Origin of the sequence: Streptomyces sp. NPDC059695, from assembly GCF_042733785.1 — a bacterium.
In the GTDB taxonomy this organism is placed as follows: Bacteria; Actinomycetota; Actinomycetes; order Streptomycetales; family Streptomycetaceae; genus Streptomyces.
Window position 1 is genome coordinate 22,056 of record NZ_JBHWFF010000006.1, and the last position, 19,794, is coordinate 41,849.

Here is a 19,794-nt window from a genome sequence, read left to right on the forward strand (position 1 = left end):
GGGCCCCCCCGGGGGCCCGCCCCCCCCCACCCCCCACCCCTCACGCGCCCCTCCCCCGGCCCCCGCCCCCCCGGCGGGGCGGGGGGGCCGGGGGGCCGCTTCCGTCGTCCCGATGCGGGGCTCCGTCCGGTCAGGACACGGGCCGCAGCTCGGACTGCCGGGCCATGCGGGCGAGTTGCTCGATGTCGGCGTGCGCCATGTCCTGCGAGGCCTTGAACGTCACGTACCCCATGCTTCCCTTGTCCGTCCAGTAGCACATGGCCCTGGGCGTCCCCACGAGGTCCTCCGTGTACCGGGTGCACCGCATCCAGCCGCCGTAGGCGCCCGCGTCCGCCATCCATCCGTCGTCGAGCGGCGTCACCCCGGGGGTACGCGACAGGAGCGCGCCGCTCTGCTCCACCAGGGCGACGGTGGCATCGTGGAAGTCGCCGATGGACGCGCTCACCGAGAGCTCCGACCCGTCGCCCGAGCCCCCCGTGTAGACCGCGTTGAACGAGGCCTCGACCCGGCCGCGCGGGTCGCTGACCGAGCCGCCGAACTGCTCGCCCATGTCCATCCGCGCCATCCCCCGGAAGCTGTTCGGAGCGACCGCCTCGTACCGGGGATACGCGGTGTACTCGACGTACGCGAGCACGCTCGTGGTCGCGACGGCGCCGAGGAGCACGGCCGCCCCGGCACCGACGAGGGCCAGCTCGCGCCGCGGACGGCGCGGTACGTCGGGCAGGGACGGCTCCGCGGCGCCGGGCTCCACGTCCACCACGCACGAAGCCCGCTCCCCGCCCCGCTCGCGGGCGCCGCGCAGGAGAAGCCGCAGCGCCAGGAGCGGCAGATCGGCGAGCACGGCGACCGCGAACGGGATCCAGGACGGGAACCCCTCCAGCGCGAACCGCGCGATCACCAGAGCGGCCACGACCGACTGGACGACGAGCAGGTACTCGGGCCTGCGGCGGGCGAGGAACCGCAGCGGCGCCCGTCCCGGGCGGGCGAGGGCGGTGAGCGAGGCGTCGAGGACGGCGAGCCGAAGGTCGTACGGAGCGAGGGCCGCCCGCCGGCGCGCCTCCTCCCCGGCCGCCTCCGGTGAGGCGGCGGTGGTCAGCGCCTGGACGACGTCGTGGCGCTGCACCCGGGCGGCCGAAGGCCCCTTGGCCGCCGCGGTCGCGAGGGGGGAGCCCGGGACGTCGGCCCGGCCCAGGTGCGGGGAGTCGGGCGCCAGCTCCCGGAGCCGCTCCAGCAGGACGGGGCCGCGGCCGTGGCGTCCGGGCCGGTCCAGCGGGTCGGAGCGCCGGCAGAGTTCGGCGTACCCGGCGAGGAGGTCGAGATGGTCGGGGAAGACGTCGAGGGCCCGTCGGAACACCCGCTCGGCGTCGTCGTCGTGGTCGTCGTCGTCCTCGGCCATGTGCGCGCGGGCGAGGACGAGGAAGAGCGCGGGCTCCGGCCCCTCCGCCTCGAGCGCCGACCCCGCGGCCTCACGCGCCTCCGCGTACCGGCCCGCGGCGATCAGCGCGGTCGCGCGAGCGCACGCGGCCCCGGACGCGGCCACGCCGTCTTCTTCCCTGTGCAAGAGTCCCCACCCTGATGATTCCAGCCGAACGTTCCCGGCCGAGCGGCGACACTATCGCCCGCTGCGGAGCGCCTGGTCAACCACGTTTCGAAGGGCTTCCGGGCGGGCCCCGCCTCCCCGCCTCCCACCGGACCCTGAGAAGATCGCCGGGACCGACGACCGGCCCCGGCCCCCTTCAGGAGCACCTCGTGCACACCCTCGCGTACGCCGACGTCACGACCGCCGCCGAGCGGATCACCGGTCACGTCCGCCCCGTCACGGTCACCCCCGCCGATCCGGGCACCGAGCCGTACGAGCTCCACCTCGCCCTGGAGCTCATGCAGCACACCGGCTCCTTCAAAGCCCGTGGCGCACAGAACTTCCTCCTCGCCCACCGCGAGCGGGGCACCCTCCCGGACGCCGGCGTCACCATCGCCTCCGGCGGCAACGCGGGCCTCGCCTGCGCCTGGGCGGCACGCAGCCAGGGGGTCAGGGCCACCGTCTTCCTGCCCGCCACGGCACCCCGGGTGAAGGTCGACGGACTGCGCGGCCTCGACGCCGACGTCCGGCTCGTCGGGTCGGAGTACGCCGAGGCCCTCGCCGCCTGCGAGGCGTACGCCGCCGAGACCGGTGCCCTCGCCTCCCACGCCTACGACCACCCCCTGATCGCCGCCGGGGCGGGCACCCTCCTCGACGAGATCCACCAGCGGGTCCCCGGGCTCGACACCGTCGTCGTCGCGGTCGGCGGCGGCGGGCTCTTCGCCGGAGTCGCCACCGCCGCCCGGCACCACGGCATCCGCACCGTCGCCGTCGAGCCCGAGAACTGCCGCGCCCTCGACGCCGCGCTCCGGGCCGGACACCCCGTCGACGTGACCGTCGACTCCGTCGCGAGCGACGCCCTCGGCGCCCGCCGCGCCACCTCCCTCGCCGTGAACGCCGCCCAGGACGAGTCGGTCCACTCCGTCCTCGTCACGGACGCCGCCGTCGTCCGCGCCCGCCGGGCCCTCTGGGACGACCGCCGTCTCGCCGTCGAACACGCCGCCGCCACCGCCCTCGCGGCCCTGACCGGCCCCGCCGGAACCGGCTACCGCCCCTCACCGGGGGAGAAGGTGTGCGTCGTCCTGTGCGGCGCCAACACCGATCCCACGGACCTCACGCCGCCCCGCCTGCCCTGACCGTCGGCACGACCCTAGAGGCGGGTCGCGGTGCGGACGAGGTCGGCGACCGCCCGGGACCTGCTGTGCGGTGGCCAGGCGATGACGGTGGTGACAGCCGGAGCGTCCGGCACCGGCACCGTCGCATGACCGTCGCGCAGCCCGGCCCGAAGGGACTCGGGCACGACCGCGCAGGCCCGTCCGAGTGCGATCAGCTGGAACAACTGGGTGTGGTCGCGCACCCGCGGGCCGGGGCCGTCCGGATAGCCGCCGTCCCGTCCGGGCCAGCGCGGCAGGGGCAGGCCCGCCCGGGCGGTGACCTCGGCCATCGACACATGGGGTCGGTCGGCCAGGGGGTGCCCCGCGGGCAGGACCACGACCTGCCGTTCGGTGCGCAGCTCCTCGGTGTCGAGCCCGGCCGTCGAGTCGAAGGGCCGCTGGAGCAGAGCGACATCGGCACGCCCGTCGCGCAGCAGCCTCTCCTGCTCGCCCGGCCCGCACAGCAGCACCTCGACGGCGAGCGCGCCGGGCTCGGCGGCGTAGGCGTCCAGCAGCTTCGCCAGCAGTTCGCCGGCCGCGCCGGCCTTCGTCGCCAGCACCACACCGGGCGGTCCGGCGGCTGCGCGGCGCGTGCGGCGCTCGGCGGCCTCGACCGCGTCGAGTGCGGCCCGGCCCTCCCGCAGAAGCACCGACCCGGCCTCGGTCAGGGCGACCGCGCGAGCCGTGCGGTGCAGCAGGACCACCCCGAGCCGCCGCTCCAGCTGCTGGATCGCCCGTGACAGCGGTGGCTGCGCCATGGAGAGCCGCTGCGCCGCCCGCCCGAAGTGCAACTCCTCCGCGACGGCGACGAAGTACCGAAGCTCCCGCGTCTCCACCACGTCATCGTATCCGGCGCCCACCACGACCGATATCCGTGCGGTATCGCCGCCCACCCGGCCGGTCTTGGACGTCCCACCCGGGTCCGCACCACGCTGGGTCCCATGACGGAACAGACGATCGCGCTGGTGACCGGCGCGAACAAGGGAATCGGATACGAGATCGCGTCGGGCCTGGGCTCGCTGGGCTGGCGCATCGGCGTGGGCGCGCGGGATCGACGGCGCCGCGACGCCGCGGTGGAGCGGCTGCGCGCGGCCGGGACCGACGCGTTCGGCGTTCCGCTCGACGTGGCGGACGACGCGAGTGCGGCGGCGGCGGCCGAGCTGGTCGCCGAACGCGCCGGACGGCTCGACGTCCTGGTCAACAACGCCGCGATCACCGGCGGTTCGCCGCAGACGCCCACCACGGTCGATCCCGCGACCGTACGAGCCGTCGTGGAGACCAACGTGATCGGGGTCATCCGCGTCACCAACGCGATGCTGCCGCTGCTGCGCCGCTCGGCATCGCCGCGGATCGTGAACATGTCCAGCAGCGTCGGCTCGCTCGCCCTGCAGACCACGCCCGGCGTCGACATGGGCCCGGTTCCCGCCGCGTACCTGGCGTCCAAGACCTTCCTCAACGCCCTCACCGTCCAGTACGCCAAGGAACTGAGCGACACCGGCATCCTGATCAACTCCGGCTGTCCCGGCTTCACCGCCACCGACCTCAACGGCTTCCAGGGCGTCCGCACGCCCCAGCAGGGCGCGGCGATCGCGATCCACCTCGCGACCCTGCCCGACGACGGACCGACCGGAGGATTCTTCGACGACGGCGGGTCCGTGCCCTGGTGACGGACTCCCCGGCCCAGGGTGGGAGCGGCACGGCCACGACACGTGGCGAACGTCAGCCGGGGTGGCGGGAGCCCCCCGGTTCGCCGGGGCCGCGGAGCGGGAGGGGACGGCTGAAGACGAGGTTGGTGGTCGTGCTGCCGAACTCCGCCAGCGTGTCGACGATCTCCTCCAGATGGGCCATCGACGTCGCCGCCACCTTCAGTACGTAGCAGTCGTCGCCGGTCGTGCGGAGACACTCCAGGATCTCCGCCCGCTCACCGAGCAGCCGGCGCAGCGGCTCGTGCCGCGTCCCCGGGTACTTCAGCCGGACGACCGCGAGGACCGCGTACCCGATCCGCTCCAGGTCCACCTCCGCCCGGTAGCCCGTGATCACCCCGGACTCCTCCAGGCGCCGCACCCGTTCCTTCGTCGCCGAGGCGCTCAGGTTCACCCGCCGCGCCAGCTCCGTGTACGCGATCCGGCCGTCCCGCTGAACCTCCGTCAGGATCGCCCAGTCCGTCGTATCAAGACTCTCGGTCATACGACGAGAATACCGGCGATTCCACGGTCGAACGGCCCCTGAACAGGCGGGAATCACTTCTGATCGTCCTTCGGGGCTGGCTAGCCTGTGCCGCGTGAAGATCGGAGTCAACATCCTCAACTTCGGCCCCGGAGCCGACCCCGGAACGCTGCGCGACTGGGCCCGGACGGTGGAGGGCCTCGGATACGACCTGCTGATGCTCTCGGACCACATCGCCATCACCCCCGACGTCGCCGAGCGCTACCCGGCCCCCTTCTACGAGCCGTTCACCACGCTGTCGTGGCTGGCCGGCGTCACCACCCGGGTACGACTCGGCACGACCGTCCTCATCGCCCCCTACCGGCACCCGCTGCTCACCGCGCGCATGGCGGCCAACCTCGACGCCCTCAGCGGCGGCCGGCTCGTCCTCGGGGTGGGAGTGGGCTGGGCACGCCAGGAGTTCGCCGCCCTCGGGATCCCGTTCGAGCGCAGGGGAAGGCTCACCGACGACCACCTCAGGGCCGTGCGCGAGGCGTGGACCGACACCGCCGCCTACGGCGACCGGCGCATCCCGGTCTGGATCGGCGGCCACAGCGACGCCGGACTGCGCCGCGCCGTCCGGTTCGGAGACGCCTGGCACCCCCTGCGCCGCACCCTGACGCAGCTGCGCGAAGGCGCCGCCAGACTGGCGGAGTACGCGGACGAGCAGCAGGCGCCCCCACCCGCCCTGGCCCCTCGCATCGCCCTCAGACTCACCCCGCAACGGGTCGGCGGTCGGGACCGCCTCGCGGGGGAGGGAACGATCGACCAGATCATGGACGACCTCGACGAGCTGCGGCGGATGGGCGCCGAGACCGTCGTCCTCGACCCGTACGGCGGTGACCCCCACGAGACCACGCACCCGCAGAAGGCCTGGCAGGCACTCGCCACCGTGGCCGCGCACCTCCCCCCGCACCGCACCCGAACGGAGCCGTCATGACGACAGCCGACGACCACACTCTCCTCCGACGTGCCATCGCCCTCGCGGCCGAGGCACGGGACGGCGGCGACCCGCCGTTCGGCTCGCTCCTCGCGGCACCGGACGGGACCGTCCTCGCGGAGGAGCGCAACACCACCCTCACCGACCGGGACATCACCGCCCACCCCGAACTGAAGCTCGCCCGGTGGGCGGCGAGGGAACTGGACCCCGCGACGGCCGCCGGGACCACCCTGTACACCAGCTGCGAGCCGTGCGGCATGTGCGAGGCGGTCATCCGGCAGGCGGGCCTCCGTCGCGTCGTCTACGCGCTCTCCGGCGCACAGCTCCTCGACATCCGGCCCGCCCCGCACCGCCCGCCCGTGCCGCAGGACGGCCCCGCGCTGCTCGACGAGGTACGGGCCGCGGTCGAGCCGTACTACCGCTGATCCGACGGCGGCGGCCCCGTCCTCCGCCGTGAGACCGGACGCCGCGTGCGTCAGGATGGAGGCATGACCGAGATCCTCACCCCCCGGCTCCTCCTCCGCCGCTGGAGCGACGACGACCTCGCCCCGATGGCCGAGATCAACGCCGACCCCGAGGTCATGCGGTGGATCGGCGACGGCTCGGTCCGCGACCCGGAACAGACCGCGGACGCCGTCGAGCGGTACGAGGAGGAGTGGGACGAGGAGGGCTTCGGGATCTTCGCGGTCGAGCTCCTCGGCTCCGGGGAGCTGATCGGCTTCGCGGGGCTCTCGGTGCCGGACTTCCTCCCGGAGGTGCTCCCCGCCGTGGAGATCGGCTGGCGCCTGGGCCGCCCGTACTGGGGCCAGGGGTATGCCTCCGAGGCCGCCCACGCGGTCCTCGAGTTCGCCCTCCAGGACCGCGGGCTCGACCGGGTGATCGCCATCACCCACACCGGCAACCACGCCTCCGAGAACGTCATCCGCAAACTCGGCATGGTGCCGGAGCGGGAGACGAGCCACCCGGTCTTCGGCCTCCCCCTGAACGTCTACGCCATCGACCTCACCGAGTACCAGGCGTGAGCACGTACCGGGCGTGAGCACCGGGACCGTGCCGGAGAGCCGTCGGCGGAGCTCCGGCCGGGTCCCGGCGCACCGTCAGTGGCGCTCGGGCAGGTCGCGCTCCGCCGGCAGCGGCGAGACGTCACCGGCCGTCGGCGACGCGGCGGCGCGCGAGGACGCCGCCGACGGCCTCTTCCCGCAGAACGCCGCCTCCAGCGTTCCGCCGAGCGCCGTGTTCGCCTCGCCGTGGTTCGACGTGTTCGCCACGGCGGACAGACTGCGACGGCCGTCCCGCGTCGAGAACGCGTAGGTGTAGTAGCCCTGCACGGTGCCCGTGTGCCCGAACACCCGCGTACCGCAGGACAGGTCGTAGCGGCGCAGGCCCAGCCCGTAGAACCGGGTGTTCGTGGCGTCCGTCGGCGTGACCGTCGTCATCGCCTCCAGCATCGCCGGGGACAGCAGCCGGCCGCTCATCAGCGCGCTGGTGAAGGTGTTCAGATCGGCCGGGCTGGAGATGACGGCACCGGCGGACTGCGCCCAGGACACCGTCTGCTCCGTGGAGTCCACGAGCGGGTCGCCGGCCGCGTCCGGGTGCAGATAGCCCCGCACCCGCAGGCCCGTGATGCGGGTGTCCGGGTGGACGTACGACGTGGCGGTGAGCTTCAGCGGCGTGAAGACGCGGCGCTGGTACGCGTCGGACACCGGCCGGCCGGTGAGCTTCTCGATGAGCATGCCGACGACCACGAAGTTCGCGTTGGAGTACTTGTACGCCGCGCCGGGCTCGGTGGTCCGGGGCTCGCGCAGGGACAGGTCGACGAGCTCCTGGTAGCTGAACACCCGGTTCCGCACGGCCTCGAAGCCCGGCACGGTGTCGTTGAACATCGCGTCCGTGTAGTCGGCGAGCCCGCTGCGGTGGGTGAGCAGGTGCCGGACGGTGATGCGGCGGTCGGGGAGCAGCCCGGGCAGGTAGCGGTCGACAGGTGCGTCGAGCTCCAGCCGGCCCTCCTCCACCAGCTGCAGCAGCACCACCGTGGAGAACGTCTTGCTCACGCTGCCGATCCTGAACCGGGCGTTGATGTCCATGGGCGCCCCCGACACCCGGTCCCGGACGCCCGCGGTCCGGCTCCGGACCCCGTCGGGCCCGGTGAACCGGGCCATCGCCCCCGGAGCGCCGTTGGCCATGGCCGAGTCGAGCGCCGCGACCACGCCCGCCATGTCGGGGGCGGGAACCGCGTGTGCGGCGGTGGCAGCGGGGACGAGGGGGGTGGCGAACGCGTCGGTGGCTGGAGCGAGCCCCGCCGCGAGTGCGGCGATCAGGGCGGTGGCGCTCACTGCCAGGCGGCGGTGCGACGACTGGAACACGGTGATTCCTCTGTTCTTCCGAACGTTCGGCGCGGCACTCGGCGGGGGTGGGCCGCAGGAGCGGGGGACCGCGCCGCTGTCGCGCGGGACCCCCGGTCCAACGATCATGAGTGCCGCACGGTCGCGAACGGTTCCGGACACGAGGAACGAGATCCGGACGGCGTAGTTCAGACCCCGCCCGTTGGGCGACTGCCCAGCCGTGGTCCGCAAGGACTGGGCTCCTGCCGGGGGACAACCGTCACCGGGGGGCTCCACCATGGCGCTGGTCACGCTTGCGAGGACGCGCAACGTGCCACACCCACAGAGGAGTTCCTGTGCCACGATTCCTGTCACGGCGAGGCGGCCGCGCACTGTGCGCCCTGCTGCTCGCCGTCCTGACGGCCGTCTGCGCCGGCCCCGGCACCGCCGGAGCCACGGAAGCGGCGACCGGCCGGATCCCGTCCGTCGGCACCGCCTGGGACCAGCCCGGCCCGTACGAGGTGGACGTCGACATCGAGGCGGTCCACACCTTCTACCACCCCAAGGACATGGGGCGGCGAGGAGAGCTCCACCCGGTCGTGATCTGGGGCAACGGAACCGGCGCCGTGCCCGGGATCTACAGCTCGCTGCTCCGCCACTGGGCGAGCCACGGCTTCATCGTCGCCGCCGCCAACACCCCCACCTCCAACTTCGCGATCAGCATGCGCGCCGGCATCGACGTCCTGGAGCACCGTAACGCCGACAGCTCCAGCCCCTACTACCGGAAGGTGGACCTCGAACACATCGCCTCCGCCGGCCACTCGCAGGGCGGCGCCGCCGCGGTCAACGCCGCGGCCGACCCCCGGGTCGACACCGCCCTCCCCATCCAGCCGGGCCCGCTGACCGACCCCGACCTGATGGACGAGCCCGTCTTCTACCTGGCGGGGGAGCGGGACCACATCGTGTGGCCGGCCCTCGTGAAGGCGCTGTACCGGGACTCCTCCCACGTCCCCGCCGTCTACGGTGAGGTCCGCGGCGCCGGACACCTCAGCTCCATCGGCGACGGCGGCGACTTCCGCGGCCCGACCACGGCCTGGCTGCGCTTCTGGCTGATGGGCGACGAGAACGCCCGGGGCGTGTTCTTCGGCCCCGGCTGCGGCTCCTGCACGGACACGAACCTGTGGTCCGGATGGGACCGCAACAGCGGAGCGCTGCTGATCCCGGGCCCGGCGGCCTGACGGCCGACCGCACCGTACCGCCGTCTCCCGGAGAGGCACCGGACACCTCCGGCGCACGGTAGGGTCCCGGCCGTCGTGACGATCTTCGCGACGGCCGGGAACAGACCCGGCAGGGAGGGGGAACACGTGAAGCGCGCCGTTGTTCTGGGAGGAAGCTTCGCCGGGCTGCTCGCCGCCCGGGTCCTGAGCGACTTCGCCGAGGAGGTGGTCGTCGTCGAACCCGACCTCCTCGGCGAGGACGGCGACGGTACGGGTCCCGGCGCACCGCACCGGCGGCAGCTGCACGCCCTGCTCGCCATGGGCCACACCAGGATCGAGGACTTCTTCCCCGGCATCACCCGGGAGATGGTGGCCGGCGGCGCCCGCCTCGGCCGGGGCGACGAAGTGCGGTTCTACGTCGACGGAGCCCTCAAGGCCCCCGTCGACGACGTGACGATGCTCGGCGCGAGCCGCCCGTTCATCGAGGCTCACGTCCGGCGCCGCGTCATGGGACTCGGCAACGTCAGGCCGGAGCGCGCCACCGGCAGGGGGCTGCTCCTGAAGGGCGGACGGGCCGTCGGAGTCCGGCTGGCGGCCGCGGGAGCCACGGCCGCCGAGGACACCGATCACAGCGAGTACGACGTGCGGGCGGACCTCGTCGTCGACGCCATGGGACGCTCCAGCCGGCTCGGCACCTGGCTCGCGGCCGAGGGCTGGGGCCAGGCCCCGGTGGACCGCATGCGCGTCGACCTCGGCTACGCCACCGCCCGCTTCACCCGGGGGAGCGAGCTCCCCGGCACGGTCATCGCCCACTCCACCCCGGGCCCCGCCGGCGACTACCAGCCCGTCCTGTGCGAACCCGGGGCCCTGGCCGCCGCCGAGGACGGCACCTGGTCCGTCGTCCTCGCCGGATACGCCGGCCACCGTCCCGGACGCGACCGCGCCGAGTTCCTGGCCCGGATGCGGCGCTGCGTCGCTCCCCTCCGGGAGGTCGCCGAGCGGTGCGAGATGACCGGCGAGGTGGAGCCCTTCCACTTCAGGGAGAGCCGTCGCCGGCGGTTCGCGGACCTGACGGACTTCCCCGGCGGACTCGTCGTCCTCGGAGACGCCATGGCGACCGTGAACCCCGTCTACGGCCAGGGGCTGACCCTCGCCGCACTCCAGGCCTCCTCGCTGCACGTCCACCTCCGGAGCGGCGTCTCGCCGCACGACCCGGCCTGGGGCTACTTCCGCCGGGCCGCCGTGGTCGTCGACGCCGCCTGGCAGCTCTCGACGACCGCCGACCTCGCGCAGCCGCACGTCACCGGCCCGTACCCGCGCGGCTACCGGTTCCTGCGCTGGGCGGGCGACCGCATCACCACCGCCTCGGTCAGGGACTCGCAGGTCAACCAGACGTACCTGGACGTCGTCCACATGCGCGCGCACCCCAGGGCACTCACCGGTCCCCGCGTCCTCGCCCGCACGGCGCGCGTCCTCTGGGGCAGCTGAGGGGAGAACCGCCGGGACCGCCGCTGACCAGCGCGGACACCGGGCCGCGTACCCTCGTGGACGTGTCTGCCTCACGTCTCCACCGCGTCGCCGTCCTCGTCCTCGAAGGAGCGAAACCCCTCGACGTCGGCATCCCCGCGCAGGTCTTCACGACCCGCGCGAGCATGCCCTACGAGGTACGGGTCTGCGGCGCGGAACCCGGGGTCGTGGCCGGCGGCGACGGCCTGGCGTACCAGGTCGCCCACGGCCTCGAAGCGCTGGCCTGGGCCGACATCGTCTTCGTCCCCGGCTACCGCCACCCGGACCGCGAGGACCCGCCGCGCGCCGTCGTCGACGCGCTGATCGCCGCCCACGACCGCGGGGCGCGGCTCGCCGCCATCTCGACGGGGGCCTTCGCGCTCGCCGCCACAGGCCTCCTCGACGGCAGGCGCGCCACGACGCACTGGCACTACGCGCGGGCCCTCGCGGCCAAGCGCCCGCTGATCCGCGTCGACGAGAACGTCCTCTTCGTCGACGAGGGCAGCGTGCTCACCTCCGCGGGAGCGGCGTCCGGCATCGACCTCTGCCTCCACATCCTCCGCGGCGACCTCGGCGTGGGCGCCTCGAACCACGCGGCCCGGCGTCTGGTCGCCGCGCCCTACCGCAGCGGCGGCCAGGCGCAGTACGTGCCGCGCAGCGTGCCGGAGCCCCTCGGCGAGCGGTTCGCCGCCACCCGCGAATGGGCCCTGCACCGGCTCGGCGAGCCCCTCACGCTGGAGATCCTCGCCCGGAACGCGGCCGTGTCGCCGCGCACCTTCTCGCGGCGCTTCGCCGAGGACACCGGCTACACGCCCATGCAGTGGGTCATGCGTGCCCGCATCGACATGGCCCGTGAACTGCTCGAACGCTCCGAGCGGGGCGTCGAGCAGATCGCCGCCGACGTCGGCCTGGGCACCGGGGCCAATCTGCGCCTGCACTTCCAGCGCATCCTGGGCACCACGCCGAGCGACTACCGGCGGACCTTCGCACGGGGGGAATAGGCCGCCGCACCGGAATCCTCTCGTGACCTTGGCGCGATACTTGCGGACCGTGGCGATCACGCCGCTGGTCGAGGCGGGTGATCCGAGCGAACCTGGGTGACGAATCAGCAGGTCGGAAGGGACATCGCAACATGACTCGCATCGCCATCAACGGGTTCGGCCGCATCGGACGCAACGTGCTCCGTGCCCTCCTGGAGCGCGACACCGACCTCGAGGTCGTCGCCGTCAACGACCTGACCGAGCCCACCGCCCTCGCGCGGCTCCTCGCCTTCGACTCCACCTCCGGCCGCCTCGGCCGCCCGGTCACCGTCGACGGCGACACCCTCGTCGTCGACGGCCGCCGCATCAAGGTCCTCGCCGAGCGCGAGCCGGCGCAGCTGCCGTGGGCCGAGCTGGGCGTCGACATCGTCCTCGAGTCGACCGGTCGCTTCACCTCCGCCAAGGCCGCCCGCGCGCACCTCGACGCCGGTGCCCGGAAGGTCCTCGTCAGCGCGCCCGCGGACGGCGCCGACGTCACCCTCGCGTACGGCGTGAACACCGACGCGTACGACGCCGAGCTGCACACGATCGTCTCGAACGCCTCCTGCACGACCAACGCGCTCGCCCCCCTCGCGAAGGTCCTCGACGACCTCGCCGGCATCGAGCACGGCTTCATGACGACGGTCCACGCCTACACGCAGGAGCAGAACCTGCAGGACGGTCCGCACCGCGACCCGCGCCGCGCCCGCGCCGCCGGCGTCAACATCGTCCCGACCTCCACGGGCGCCGCGAAGGCCATCGGCCTCGTCCTGCCGAACCTGGACGGCAAGCTGTCCGGCGACTCGATCCGCGTCCCCGTCCCGGTCGGCTCCATCGTCGAGCTCAACACGACCGTCGCCCGCGACGTGACCGTCGAGGACGTCCTGGCGGCCTACCGCACCGCGGCCGAGGGCCCGCTGGCCGGTGTCCTCGAGTACTCGGAGGACCCGCTGGTCTCCGCCGACATCGTGGGCAACCCGCACTCGTCGATCTTCGACTCGGCCCTCACCCGCGTCGAGGGACGCCACGTCAAGGTCGTCGCCTGGTACGACAACGAGTGGGGCTTCTCCAACCGCGTCATCGACACCCTCGGGCTGCTCGCCGCCAACTGACGACGCGACGCACCACCGGCGGCCGCCCCCCCCCCGGCGCCCGCGCCCCGCGCGCGCCGCCCGACCGCCGTCCCCCCCCCCGCGCGCCCCGCCGGCCCGGGCCCCCCCCGACCCCCCCCGCCCGCGTACCCCCCCGCATCGGCCTGGGCCTTGCGGCGTTTTCGGACGGCCCTCCGGGCGCGTGGCCGCTCCCGTGCCATGCCCCGTCCGCGCCGCAACCACCGCCCTGCGCCCGGGAAAAGCCTTCGCCCCGTGCGCGGGCCGCGTGGCAGGGTGCGGGGCATGGCACCCCCGTACCAGATCCGTGCCGACCACGACGCCCGCACGATCGTGGTCCACCAGGCCTACGCGCCCGCCGTCGCCGACGCGGCGCTGCGCGCCGGGCGCTTCGTCGCCCCCTTCTCGTTCCACCGGATGACGTGGATCAAGCCCTCCTTCCTGTGGCTGATGCACCGCAGCAACTGGGCGCGGAAGCCCGGCCAGGAGCGGATCCTCGCCGTGCGGATGACCCGCGAGGGATGGGAGGAGGCCCTGTCGCGGGCCGTGCCGACGACCGGCGACCCGGCGGACGTGGCGCGGGCGGCGGTGCACGTCCAGTGGGACCCGGAACGGTCGGCCCGCGGGGCCGCGCTGAACCACTACAGCATCCAGGTCGGGATCAGCCGGCACCTGATCCGCGCGTTCACCGACGAGTGGACGGTGGATCTCACGGACATCACGCCCCGGGTCCACAAGGCCGCGGCGCTCCTCCGGAGCGGGCGGGAGGGGAAGGCCCGGGCGCTGTTCCCCGTCGAGCGCGTCTACCCGCTGCCGCGGACGCTGGAGAGCCGCCTGTGTCCGGGGGCGTGACCGGCGGACCCGGGGGAGTGGCGGCCCCGACCGGATGCCCCGGCACGGTGACACCTCCGCCCACGACCCCCTACCGCCCCCTCGACATCACCGTCCCCTTCCCCGAACTCCGCGCCTACGCCCGCACCGCGACGCGGCTCCATCCACGCCCCGGCGCGCCGACCGCGGCCGACAGCTCCGTGGGCGGACCGCTGCTGTGGCCCGCGGACGAGGCGTGGCCGGTGTGCCGGGACCGGGGCCACGGGGGACGGCCGGACCGGCACGACGGGAGCCCGCTCCCGCTCCTCGCCCTCGCGCAGTTCCACGCCCACGACGTGCCCGACCTGGCGGCCTTCGCACCGCGGGGGAGGGACCTGCTCCAGGTGCTGTGGTGCCCGTTCGACGGGCACGAGGACGGCGGGTTCAGCGACTTCGGCCCGTCGACCCGGCTCTTCTGGCGCCGTGCGGCGGACGTGACCGACCCCTTGCGGGTGCAGCCCGGGCCGTCGGTCGTCGAGCACGCGCGGTACGTGCCGAAGCCGTGTGTGCTCCACCCGGAGCAGATCGTCGAGTACCCGTGGGCCGACTACCTGCCCCCGGCGCTCGTGGAGCGGATCGACGCGTGGGAGGACGCCCTCCGGGAGCGCGCGGGAGCGGCGGCGCCGACCTACCAGTACGACCTCTCCCTCGCGCCGGGCTGGAAGATCGGCGGCTGGGACTCCTGGCACAGGACGGACCTCGTGCGCGTCCACTGCGAGGCCTGCCGTGCCGAGATGCGTCTGCTGCTGACCCTCGACGCCACCGAGGGCCAGGCGAGTTGGGGACCGTTCCCGTCGGCCGGCTCCCCGACCGGCGTCGCGGCGGGCCGCGACGAGTACCGCGCCTTCGTCTGCCCCGCCGACCCCGCGCACCCCCACCGGATGAGCACGCAGTAGGCGCCCGCCGTCCCGAAGGGCGTTGTCAGTGCCCTGCGCCAGGATGGTGGACATGACGACAACGCCCGCCGTTGAGGCGCACTTCAGCCTGCCCAGCCGTACCGCGTACCAGGCCGCGATCGAGGGCCTGCGCGACGCGTCCCGCACCTACTACGGCGCGGGCTACAGCGTCATGGACGACGCGACGTACGACCGACTGCGGCTCGCCGTGACGGCCTGGGAGGCGGAGCACCCCGGGGACGTGTCCGCGGACTCGCCCGCCGGCCAGGTCGCCGACGGTGCCGCACCCGTCGGCGACGTCGCGCACACCACACGGATGCTGAGCCTCGACAACGTCTTCGCCCCGGAGGGGCTCGTCGCCTGGGGCGCCTCGCTCCGGCGCCGGCTCGGACACGAGCCCGCGGGAGGGTTCACCGTCGAGCCGAAGATGGACGGCGCGGCCGTCGCCGCCCGCTACCGCGACGGTCGCCTGGTGCAGATCATCACGCGCGGCGACGGCGCGCGGGGCGAGGACGTCAGCCACGTCATCGGGACCGTCGAGGGCCTTCCCGAGCAGCTGCCGGTGCCCGCCACCTTCGAGGCGCGCGGCGAAGTCCTCTTCACCCGGGCGCAGTTCGAGGCGGCGAACGAGATGCGCCTCGCACACGGCGCGGGAGTCTTCGCCAATCCGCGCAACGGCGCCGCCGGCACGCTGCGGGCCAAGGACCGGCCCTACCGGGCGGCCCTGACCTTCTGGGCGTACGGCGCGGTCGACCTGGACGGGGCGGCCTTCCTGCCCGCCGGCGCCGGTCACGCCGAGACCCTGGCCGCCGTGGCGGCGGCGGGAGTGCGGACCACGGCGGCGTCCCCGGCCGGACTGCACACGGTCGCCACGCTGGCGGAGGCGCAGGAGAGGGTCGACGCGATCGCCGCCCTGCGCGCGGCCCTGCCGTTCGGCATCGACGGCGTCGTCGTCAAGGCGGACAGTGCCGCGGAGCAGGCGGCGGCGGGCTTCGGCACCCGTTTCCCGTACTGGGCGATCGCCTACAAGCTCCCGGCCGTCGAGCGCCAGACCGTCCTGGAGGACGTGTTCTGGGAAGTGGGCCGTACGGGTGTGCTCGCCCCGACCGCTGTCCTCACGGCCGTGGAGCTCGACGGCTCCACCGTCACCCGCGCCACCCTGCACAACCCCGCCGACATCCTCCGCCGGGACCTCCACATCGGCGACACCGTGACCGTCCACAAGGCCGGCGACATCATCCCGCGTGTCCAGGCCGCCGTCGTCGAGCTCCGCCCGCGGGGCGCCGTGCCCGTGCCGCTGCCCGGGACCTGCCCGAACTGCGGCGGGGAGATCGACAGGAGCCAGGAGCGGTGGCGCTGCGCGAAGGGCACCGCCTGCGCCCTGGCGCCGCTGATCGAGTACGTCGCCGGGCGCGACGTCCTCGACATCGACGGCCTCGGCAGGAAGTACGTCGACGCCCTGATCACCGCCGGGGCCGTCGGCGACGTCGCCGACCTGTTCACGCTCACCGAGGAGCAGCTCACCGCCGCCTCGGGCAGCGCCAAGCGGGGCGCGAAGCTGGCCGAGCAGATCCGGGTCGCCCGGTCCCGCCCGCTCAGCCGTGTCTTCTGCGCGCTCGGGGTGCCGGGCACCGGCCGCAGCATGTCCCGGCGCATCGCCGCGCACTTCGGGACGATGGACGCCATCCGGGCGGCCGACGCCGCGGCCCTGCAGGAGGTGGAGGGCATAGGTCCGGAGAAGGCGCCGGTCATCGTGGAGCAGGTGTCCGTGCTCGCCCCGGTGATCGACAAGCTGGTCGCGGCTGGCGTCGCCATGACCGAGCCGCGGCAGGAGAAGGACGAGAGCGAGGCCGGCGGCCCGTTGAGCGGGGCGACCGTCGTCGTGACGGGCAGGATGACCGGTCCGCTGGACGGCTGGGGGCGCTCGGAGATGGGCGCGCTGATCGAGAGGGCCGGCGGGCGGGTGGGCAGCGGCGTGAACTCCAGGACGACGTACCTGGTCGCGGCGCCGTCCGCGAGCGGCAAGCCGAGCTCGAAGGCCGTCAAGGCGCAGGAGCTCGGCGTCGAGGTCCTCGCGCCGGAGGCCTTCGCCGCGCTGGTGGCCGCCTGCCTGGACTGACCGGGGGAGGGGGCGTCAGCCGCCGCCGTTCCGCTGGCGCGGGACGGTCACGGCGCGGGGGAGCCGTGGCGGCGGGCCGAACCGCACGGGAACACCCGGGGAGTACAGCACGCTCACCGGCTCCCCCGGGGGACGGCGAAGACCGGCCGCGGTGACGAGGCTCTCGTCGCAGGCGAGGAGGCGGGCGCGGTGCAGCGGCCAGCGGGGGTGCGTGTTCGGGAGGTAGAGGGGGCGCCCGCGGAAGGAGCTGTGCATGCCCCAGCGCGCGGTCAGGAAGTGTTCGAGCTCGGTGGGCTCCTCGACCCGTTCGCCGATGTCCACGCTGATGGTGCTGTGTGCTCCGCGCGGCCCGGGCCACCGCCTCCTGCCGGCGTACGTCAGCGTGGAGCCGTCGGCCCGGACGGTCATCCTCGACCACACGTAGGGGATGCGGAACGCCCACCGTCCGACGGCCACCGGCAGGAGGCGGGACGCGTCCAGCGAGCGGAACACCACACCGCGCCGCCCGTGACCGTCCACCGAGTACAGCCGCACATTGGTCTCCGGGAAGCTCCCGAGGTAGGGGATCCCCGGCAGGCGGAACCAGCCCACCCGGTGCATGCGGAAGGCCACGAGGCCGACGTAGGTGACCCCGTCGAGGGTGTCGGGCACGGTGCCGGGCGGCAGGAGCGGGGCCACCTCGATGGGGTCCACGGGCCAGTGCAGGAACGTGAGGTCGAGCCAGGACTGGGTGAGCAGGGTGAGGTCCGTGCGGTGCGGCGGGTCGGCCGACAGGGGTTCGGGCTCCAGGGCGGGCGGCGGCAGGGGCATCGCAGCAGTATGGCGGACCCGGAGGCGGGGCCCGGACGGTTCAGACGCCCGACGGCTCGTCGCCTTCGACCGGGGGCGTGACCGCGGCGGCGGCCTCCGTGGCGATGCGGTCGAACTGCGCCCCCATCGCCTCGGCGAGGGCGTGCGCGGCGGAGAGCGGCCGGACCATCACCATGAAGTCGTCGATCAGTCCGTGCTCGTCCAGGTGGAGGAAGTCGCAGCCGGTGATCGCGCGGTCGCCGACCCGCGCCTCGAAGACGAGGGCGTGGTCGCGGCCGTCCTCGCCGGTGATCTCCCGGACGTAGCGGAAGTCGCTGAAGACGCGGGTGACCCCGCGCAGGATGGCGGCGGTGATGGCCTTGCCGGGGTACGGCTTGAAGGCCACGGGGCTGGTGAAGACGACGTCGTCGGCGAGCAGGGCCTCGATCGCCGCGTGGTCGTTCGCCTCGACGGCCTGACGGAAGGACTTCATAGACATCTCCGCAACTAGTCAACTATGTGAGTAGGTGAAGAGGAGCGTAGTGACGTGGGCGGGCCGCGTCCAGGGCCCGCCACGCGATCACGGCGAGGGTCAGGCGAGCTTCTTGAGCAGCTCCGCGGCGAGCGGGGCGGAGGAGGCCGGGTTCTGGCCGGTGACCAGGTTGCCGTCGACGACGACGTGCGGCGCCCACGGCTCGCCGACGCGCACCTTCACGCCGGCCTCGGCCAGCCGGGTCTCCAGCAGCCACTTCGCCCTGTCGGCGAAGCCGGCCTGGGTCTCCTCGGCGTTGCTGAAGGCTGCGACCTCACGGCCGGCGAAGGCGTTCGAGCCGTCGGCGTCCGTGGCGGCGAGGAGCGCGGCCGGGCCGTGGCAGACGACGCCCAGCGGCGTGCCCGACCGCAGGGTGTCGACGAGCAGCTGCCCGGAGGCCGCGTTCACGGCGAGGTCCTCCATCGGGCCGTGCCCGCCGGGGTAGAAGACGGCGTCGTAATCGGCCGGACGGGCGTCCTCCAGCCTGATCGGGTTCTTGATCTCGTCGATGGAGGCGAGCGACGCGGCGATCCTGTCCGCGCCCTCCTGGCCGCCGTTGGCCTCGGGGGCGAGGCTGCCCGCGTCGACGGTCGGGACGACGCCGCCCGGCGTGGCGACGGTGATCTCGTGGCCGGCGGCCTTGAACGCCTCGTACGGCGCGACGGCCTCCTCGGCCCAGAATCCGCTCGGGTGCTCGGTGCCGTCGGCCAGCGTCCAGTGGTCGGCGCCGGTCAGCACGAAAAGGATCTTCGACATGGGGGAGCTCCAGGGGGTGACGGGGCCGGAGGGCCCGGTGGCGGGGTGCGCACAGCTGACACTCTGCTCCGGTTGGCGTTCCCCGGCGAGATCGTCACTGCGGCGATGTCCTCGACAGTAGGGGCGCGTCCCCTGGGCATCCAATGAAGAAACCGATGCCTGCCATAGGGACCCCGATGGCTCGGCGGGGAATAGGGGCACGGCCGGCATCGGGCGAGGGCGGGTCCGCCTCGTGGGGAGGGGAGACCGGAGTCGGCGGGGCGGGACCGTCGGCCCGTCCGTCCGCCGGGTCCGACACCGGTGGACGGCGCCGCAGTTGAAGGCCCGGCAGGTTCCCGGGGCCGGTGGGCCCATGCGGTGATCGCCCCACCCGCGGCGTCTAGATTGTCCGACGTGGACATACCTGATGGCTTTCGCTGGGTGTTCGTCGCCCTGGCCGTTCTCCAGCTCTTCTCCCTCGGCTCCCTGTTGCGCCGGATGCGCGCACCCGAGGCCGAGCGGCGCGTCGACGCCCGGATCGACCTGCTCGACTCCGTGAGCAGCCTCTTGCTCCTCGCGGGCCTCGGGTTCTCCCACCTCACCGCCATGTTCGTCGGTCTGGGTCTGATGGGCCTGGCCCTCACGCTGAAGGGGGTCCGGTTCCTCCGGGCCCGTCGGCACGCCTGATCTTCGAGCGCCGTTCAACTGTCGGAGTCCGTTCATGTGACAGACATCCAGGGCGGGGTGACGGGCCGACCTGATCACGTACCCATAACGGGTCTGGTTCGAAGTGCGGTGACCGA

General features: G+C 73.9%; 20 protein-coding genes. 13 read left to right on the forward strand and 7 right to left on the reverse strand.

Annotation, left to right across the window (positions count from 1 at the left end; translation table 11 throughout):
- Positions 1–130: 130 nt before the first annotated feature.
- Positions 131–1,540, reverse strand: coding sequence for a hypothetical protein (locus ACFV2S_RS09485; RefSeq protein WP_385555786.1), 1,410 nt, complete (start codon positions 1,538–1,540; stop codon positions 131–133).
- Between the two features lie 209 nt (positions 1,541–1,749).
- Between ACFV2S_RS09485 and ACFV2S_RS09490 the strand changes: the two genes are divergently transcribed.
- Positions 1,750–2,715 (forward strand): serine/threonine dehydratase, encoded by a 966-nt coding sequence (locus ACFV2S_RS09490; protein ID WP_385555788.1) that lies wholly within the window; start codon positions 1,750–1,752, stop codon positions 2,713–2,715.
- Between the two features lie 14 nt (positions 2,716–2,729).
- Here the strand turns inward: ACFV2S_RS09490 and ACFV2S_RS09495 are convergent, their stop codons facing one another.
- Complete coding sequence (locus ACFV2S_RS09495) at positions 2,730–3,569, reverse strand: LysR family transcriptional regulator (protein WP_385555790.1); 840 nt, start codon at positions 3,567–3,569, stop codon at positions 2,730–2,732.
- A gap of 105 nt (positions 3,570–3,674) precedes the next feature.
- Between ACFV2S_RS09495 and ACFV2S_RS09500 the strand changes: the two genes are divergently transcribed.
- A complete protein-coding gene (locus tag ACFV2S_RS09500; RefSeq protein ID WP_385555792.1) occupies positions 3,675–4,400 on the forward strand; it encodes an SDR family NAD(P)-dependent oxidoreductase in 726 nt (241 codons plus the stop codon).
- Positions 4,401–4,452: 52 nt separating this feature from the next.
- Here the strand turns inward: ACFV2S_RS09500 and ACFV2S_RS09505 are convergent, their stop codons facing one another.
- Positions 4,453–4,920: an Lrp/AsnC family transcriptional regulator gene (locus ACFV2S_RS09505; RefSeq protein ID WP_383790815.1), complete on the reverse strand. Its 468-nt coding sequence runs from the start codon at positions 4,918–4,920 to the stop codon at positions 4,453–4,455.
- A 94-nt stretch (positions 4,921–5,014) separates the two neighbouring features.
- On the opposite strand from ACFV2S_RS09505, the gene ACFV2S_RS09510 reads away from it, so the two are divergent.
- The 3 genes from ACFV2S_RS09510 (at position 5,015) to ACFV2S_RS09520 (ending at position 6,900) form a co-directional block, all read left to right on the forward strand.
- On the forward strand, positions 5,015–5,878 hold the full coding sequence (locus ACFV2S_RS09510; RefSeq protein ID WP_385555795.1) for an LLM class flavin-dependent oxidoreductase: 864 nt from the start codon (positions 5,015–5,017) through the stop codon (positions 5,876–5,878).
- Complete coding sequence (locus ACFV2S_RS09515) at positions 5,875–6,303, forward strand: nucleoside deaminase (RefSeq protein ID WP_385555796.1); 429 nt, start codon at positions 5,875–5,877, stop codon at positions 6,301–6,303. The genes ACFV2S_RS09510 and ACFV2S_RS09515 overlap by 4 nt, the downstream gene beginning before the upstream one ends.
- A gap of 63 nt (positions 6,304–6,366) precedes the next feature.
- Positions 6,367–6,900, forward strand: coding sequence for a GNAT family N-acetyltransferase (locus tag ACFV2S_RS09520; RefSeq protein WP_385555797.1), 534 nt, complete (start codon positions 6,367–6,369; stop codon positions 6,898–6,900).
- 75 nt (positions 6,901–6,975) lie between these two features.
- On the opposite strand, the gene ACFV2S_RS09525 is transcribed toward ACFV2S_RS09520, so the two are convergent.
- Positions 6,976–8,241 (reverse strand): serine hydrolase domain-containing protein, encoded by a 1,266-nt coding sequence (locus ACFV2S_RS09525; RefSeq protein WP_385555798.1) that lies wholly within the window; start codon positions 8,239–8,241, stop codon positions 6,976–6,978.
- Positions 8,242–8,555: 314 nt separating this feature from the next.
- Here ACFV2S_RS09525 and ACFV2S_RS09530 point away from each other — a divergent pair, with 314 nt between their 5' ends.
- The 7 genes from ACFV2S_RS09530 to ligA all read left to right on the forward strand — a co-directional run bounded on the left by ACFV2S_RS09530 (position 8,556) and on the right by ligA (position 16,935).
- Positions 8,556–9,437: an acetylxylan esterase gene (locus ACFV2S_RS09530; RefSeq protein WP_385555800.1), complete on the forward strand. Its 882-nt coding sequence runs from the start codon at positions 8,556–8,558 to the stop codon at positions 9,435–9,437.
- 126 nt (positions 9,438–9,563) lie between these two features.
- On the forward strand, positions 9,564–10,904 hold the full coding sequence (locus ACFV2S_RS09535; RefSeq protein WP_385555802.1) for an FAD-dependent oxidoreductase: 1,341 nt from the start codon (positions 9,564–9,566) through the stop codon (positions 10,902–10,904).
- Positions 10,905–10,966: 62 nt separating this feature from the next.
- Positions 10,967–11,923, forward strand: coding sequence for a GlxA family transcriptional regulator (locus tag ACFV2S_RS09540; protein WP_385555804.1), 957 nt, complete (start codon positions 10,967–10,969; stop codon positions 11,921–11,923).
- 131 nt (positions 11,924–12,054) lie between these two features.
- A complete protein-coding gene (gap, locus tag ACFV2S_RS09545; RefSeq protein ID WP_385555806.1) occupies positions 12,055–13,053 on the forward strand; it encodes a type I glyceraldehyde-3-phosphate dehydrogenase in 999 nt (332 codons plus the stop codon).
- A gap of 282 nt (positions 13,054–13,335) precedes the next feature.
- The gene (locus ACFV2S_RS09550) at positions 13,336–13,902 is read left to right on the forward strand and encodes a DUF4291 domain-containing protein (RefSeq protein ID WP_385555808.1); all 567 of its coding nucleotides are present in this window, start codon (positions 13,336–13,338) and stop codon (positions 13,900–13,902) included.
- A 47-nt stretch (positions 13,903–13,949) separates the two neighbouring features.
- On the forward strand, positions 13,950–14,816 hold the full coding sequence (locus ACFV2S_RS09555) for a hypothetical protein (RefSeq protein ID WP_385555810.1): 867 nt from the start codon (positions 13,950–13,952) through the stop codon (positions 14,814–14,816).
- Positions 14,817–14,868: 52 nt separating this feature from the next.
- On the forward strand, positions 14,869–16,935 hold the full coding sequence (ligA, locus tag ACFV2S_RS09560) for an NAD-dependent DNA ligase LigA (RefSeq protein ID WP_385555811.1): 2,067 nt from the start codon (positions 14,869–14,871) through the stop codon (positions 16,933–16,935).
- A gap of 15 nt (positions 16,936–16,950) precedes the next feature.
- Here the strand turns inward: ligA and ACFV2S_RS09565 are convergent, their stop codons facing one another.
- The 3 genes from ACFV2S_RS09565 to ACFV2S_RS09575 all read right to left on the reverse strand — a co-directional run bounded on the left by ACFV2S_RS09565 (position 16,951) and on the right by ACFV2S_RS09575 (position 19,012).
- Entirely contained in the window at positions 16,951–17,745 is a 795-nt protein-coding gene (locus ACFV2S_RS09565; protein ID WP_385555813.1) for a YqjF family protein, read from the reverse strand.
- A gap of 40 nt (positions 17,746–17,785) precedes the next feature.
- On the reverse strand, positions 17,786–18,217 hold the full coding sequence (locus tag ACFV2S_RS09570; protein WP_385555815.1) for a nuclear transport factor 2 family protein: 432 nt from the start codon (positions 18,215–18,217) through the stop codon (positions 17,786–17,788).
- Between the two features lie 99 nt (positions 18,218–18,316).
- Positions 18,317–19,012, reverse strand: coding sequence for a type 1 glutamine amidotransferase domain-containing protein (locus ACFV2S_RS09575; RefSeq protein ID WP_385555817.1), 696 nt, complete (start codon positions 19,010–19,012; stop codon positions 18,317–18,319).
- A gap of 393 nt (positions 19,013–19,405) precedes the next feature.
- Here ACFV2S_RS09575 and ACFV2S_RS09580 point away from each other — a divergent pair, with 393 nt between their 5' ends.
- A complete protein-coding gene (locus ACFV2S_RS09580; protein WP_385555819.1) occupies positions 19,406–19,678 on the forward strand; it encodes a hypothetical protein in 273 nt (90 codons plus the stop codon).
- Positions 19,679–19,794 lie beyond the last annotated feature (116 nt).